This window comes from Thermoleptolyngbya sp. M55_K2018_002, from assembly GCF_015295965.1.
Lineage (GTDB): Bacteria > Cyanobacteriota > Cyanobacteriia > Elainellales > Elainellaceae > Thermoleptolyngbya > Thermoleptolyngbya sichuanensis.
Genome location: NZ_DVEA01000292.1, coordinates 1 through 3692, shown reverse-complemented (window position 1 = coordinate 3692; position 3692 = coordinate 1). Strand labels below are relative to the sequence as shown.

Genomic DNA, 3692 nt, shown 5'->3' with positions numbered 1-3692 from the left:
TGGAGAAGAATTCTTCCACTTCCAGTACGTCGGTGCGCTGGAGGTTGCGGATTTCTACTGCAAAGCGCTCGATGGAGGCGGCGAGGAGTGCCAGTACGTTGAAGAACTGGGCATGGCGATCGCGCGAAATGACCTGCGTTGAGGCAGTATCCGGCTGCAAACCGAGCTTCTGGCAGGCGATCGCCTCGATTTGCGGATCGAGATTGGCGTAAGTGCCCACTGCGCCAGAGATCTTGCCGACGGCGATCTCTTGATGCAACTGACAGAGGCGATCGCGCCCCCGCAGCACTTCTGCCAGCCAGCCCGCCAGCTTAAAGCCGAAGGTGATGGGTTCTGCATGAATGCCGTGCGATCGCCCAATCATCACCGTTTCCCGATGCTGCTGCGCCTGAAAGCGAATGGCCTGGGCCAGCTTGTCTACGTGGGATTGCAGCACCTCTAGACTGGCGACCAGTTGCAGCGCCAGCGCCGTATCCAGCACGTCGGAACTGGTCATGCCCAGGTGAATGTAGCGCCCTGCGTCGCCGACATACTCATTCACGTTGGTCAGAAACGCAATCACGTCGTGCCGCACTTCTGCTTCGATTTCCAGAATTCGCTTTGGATCAAACTGCGCCTTAGCCTTGATCGTCTCCACTGCGTCTGCCGGAATGTAGCCCAATTCCGCCTGCGCCTCGCAGACTGCAATCTCCACCTGGAGCCACGTCTTGAATTTATATTCGTCCGTCCAAAGACTGCCCATTTCGGGCAAAGTATAGCGCTCGATCAAGGCTCTGCCGCTGAATACAACCCATTTATTGTATTGGAAAGCGCTAGTCTTTCGTGCGTCCTGCGCGAAAAATCCACGTCCCTCCTTCAACCCATTTGCCAGTCGCTAGAATGGTCATCTAGCCCCACGTCGCGCTCCACAAAGGCAAGGACGGCGGCACGATATTCCCGCAGGGTTTCATCCACCCAGCCGCGATCCACGCTGTCGGCATAGAGATGCACCAGCGGTTCGCCCGCATCGGGTAGCACCAAGATCCAGCTATCGTGCTGCGGGTTAAAGATTTTTACACCATCAATTAGCTCAAGCTGCTGTGCTGGGTGCGTTTCTACTAAATGGCGCATGAGAGACCCCTTGGCCGTCCAGGGACAGCGGACGGTGATCATTTTGTGGCAGACGCGGGGCAGGTCGAGGCGAATCTGTCCGAGGGTGCGGGGGGCGCTGCTGGCCAGGTCTTGCGATCGCAGGCTGAGCATTTCAATAATCTTGGCAATGCAGAACATCGCGTCAAACCCTGGATGCAGTTGCGGAAAGATAAAGCCCATCTCGCCGCTGCCGCCTAGCACCACATTGGGATTGGTGTAGCAGGCTTCCATCAGGGCGGTGGGGTTGGCGCGGGTGCGGAGGATCTGGCCGCCGTGGCGACGGGCGATTTGTTCGGCAGCGCTGGAGGCATTCACGGGCACCACCACGGAGCCACGCGGATGCTGCGTCAGCACCATGTGAATCATCAGCGCCGTCAGCAACTCGCCGCGAATCGGGCTGCCTGCTTCGTCTACCAAAATCAACTGCTCGCCATTGGCAGACACCTGCACGCCGAAGTTGGCTTTCAGCGCCTCGACTACGTGACCCAACTGGCTCAGCAGCGCTTCTCGGTCTTGGGCGCTGGGCACGGTGGGATTGAGGCTGGCGTTTAGCACCACCGCGTCGCAGCCAAATTTGGACAGCATTTGCGGCAGCACTGCGCCCGACACGGCATAGGCGTAGTCGATCACCACCTTGGAACTGTGGCTGCGAATCGCATCTAGCCGCAGGTGTCGCTCAAAGCTATCGCAATAGATATCGCTGGCTTGATGCACCGTCACTACGTTGCCAATTTCCTGAATTTGGGCGCGGCGAAAGTCTTCTTTGAAATAGGCTCCCTCGATCTTTTTTTCCTGGGCTTTGGAAAGATTAATGCCCTTGTGGTTGAAGAATTCGATCAGAATGTGATCTGAGCGCTCTGGGTGGACGCGGACGTGAATTCCGGCGGCGACATTGCGGCTGGGGGCGACGGCGCGGGCGACGGGGATGGCGGTGGCCTCCAGGTTTTGCACATGAATGCCGACGGACATTAGGCCGGCAATGAGCGATCGCGACACCATGCGAGAGATATTGCGCTGGTCGCGAGACACCGTGACTTGGCTTCCTGGCTTTAGCGTCGAGCCAAAGGCCGCCCCCAGCCTCACGGCAAATTCCGGCGTGATGTCCACATTCGCCAGGCCCGACACGCCCCGCTGCCCAAACAGATTGCGGTGGGCGGCATGGCCCCAGATCAGGTTCATGTTGAGAATTGCGCCCGGTTCGATGCGCTTGCTGGGCCAGATGCGGACATCGGGATTGACCAGCGCCTCTTCGCCAATCACCGAGAGTGAGCCGACGACTGCACCTTCTAGCACATGGGCCCGGCGATCGACCCGCGTGCCTCTGGCGGCTACGCAGGCCCGCAGGTGGGCCTCGTCGCCGATGGTAACGCCATTCCAGAGGATGGGGCGCTTCAGGTCGGCATCGGCTCCGACGGTCACGTTGTCGCCAATAATCGTGCCTGCGGCGATCGCCGCTCTGGGGCCAATCCGACAATTGCTGCCGATGATGGCAGGGGTGTCGATTTGGGCGGTGGGGTCGATGTGGGTGTTTTGTCCTACCCAGAGATTGGGCGATCGCTCTTGGCCTTCAAACTCCAGCTTCACCCGGCGATAGAGGGCGGCATACTGCGCCTCGCGGTAGGCATCCAGATGCCCCACATCACACCAATAGCCCTCCGCCGCATAGCCATAGAGCGGCAGGTCTTTTTCTAGCAGCAGCGGAAATAGATCTTTGGAAAAGTCCGATTCTTCATTCGCAGGCAGATAGTCCAGCACCTCCGGCTCCAGGATATAAGTGCCCGTGTTCACTGTGTCGGAGAAAATTTCGCTGCTGGAGGGCTTTTCCAAAAACCGCCGGATGCGCCCCTCCTCGTCGGTAATCACCACGCCAAACTCTAGCGGGTTGGCAATGTGGGCCAGCACCAGCGTCGCCTTTGCGCCCTTTTTCTTGTGAAAGGCGATCGCCTCGCTCAGGTTAATATCCGTGATGCTGTCGCCGCTGATCACCAGAAAAGTTTCATCCAGCAGATCTGCCACGTTTTTGACGCAGCCCGCCGTTCCTAGCGGCTCGTCTTCCTCCACGGCATAGGTCATCTGCACGCCAAAATCGCTGCCGTCTTGAAAGTAATCCCGCATTACGTCGGGCAGATAGTGCAGCGTGGCAATGATTTCCGTGATCCCATGCCGCCGCAGCAGGTTGATAATATGCTCGGCGATTGGGCGATTCAAAATTGGCACCATCGGTTTGGGCAAATCGCAGGTCAGCGGCCGCAGCCGCGTGCCCGAACCCCCTGCCATTAGCACTGCTCGCATAACGCCTCCATCAGCCCTATATCGCAGCGATCCGAAGTCGCGGGCCCTAGCTCTTACTGTGACAGATCCAGATGATGAGAGAGCGGCCGAAAAAGATTTCGTTTTGTTAAATTCCTGGCGCGGCTGTCCCCGAATCCCCAGAGACAGGCGTAGGGGGCGCAGACTAACTCTGGGAAAAGCCTTGGGAAAAGCCCTAGCCCGTTATTCAATCCGCACCGCTCCTGATCCCGCAACGACTTCGCCCAGGAGCCACGCCGCAAGGCCCTGGG

At 58.7% G+C, this 3692-nt stretch carries 2 protein-coding genes; both read right to left on the bottom strand.

What is annotated here, in order from left to right:
- On the bottom strand, positions 1 to 769 hold a 769-nt coding region (gene purB, locus IGS51_RS15020; RefSeq protein WP_367279348.1), incomplete at its 3' end, for an adenylosuccinate lyase.
- Positions 770 to 855: 86 nt separating this feature from the next.
- Positions 856 to 3423, bottom strand: coding sequence for a mannose-1-phosphate guanyltransferase (locus tag IGS51_RS15015; RefSeq protein WP_297079407.1), 2568 nt, complete (start codon positions 3421 to 3423; stop codon positions 856 to 858).
- Positions 3424 to 3692 lie beyond the last annotated feature (269 nt).

Excerpts from the sequence above, each read along its gene's own strand:
- IGS51_RS15015 (WP_297079407.1), bottom strand. The coding sequence starts at position 3,423 with ATGCGAGCAGTGCTAATGGCAGGGGGTTCGGGCACGCGGCTGCGGCCG.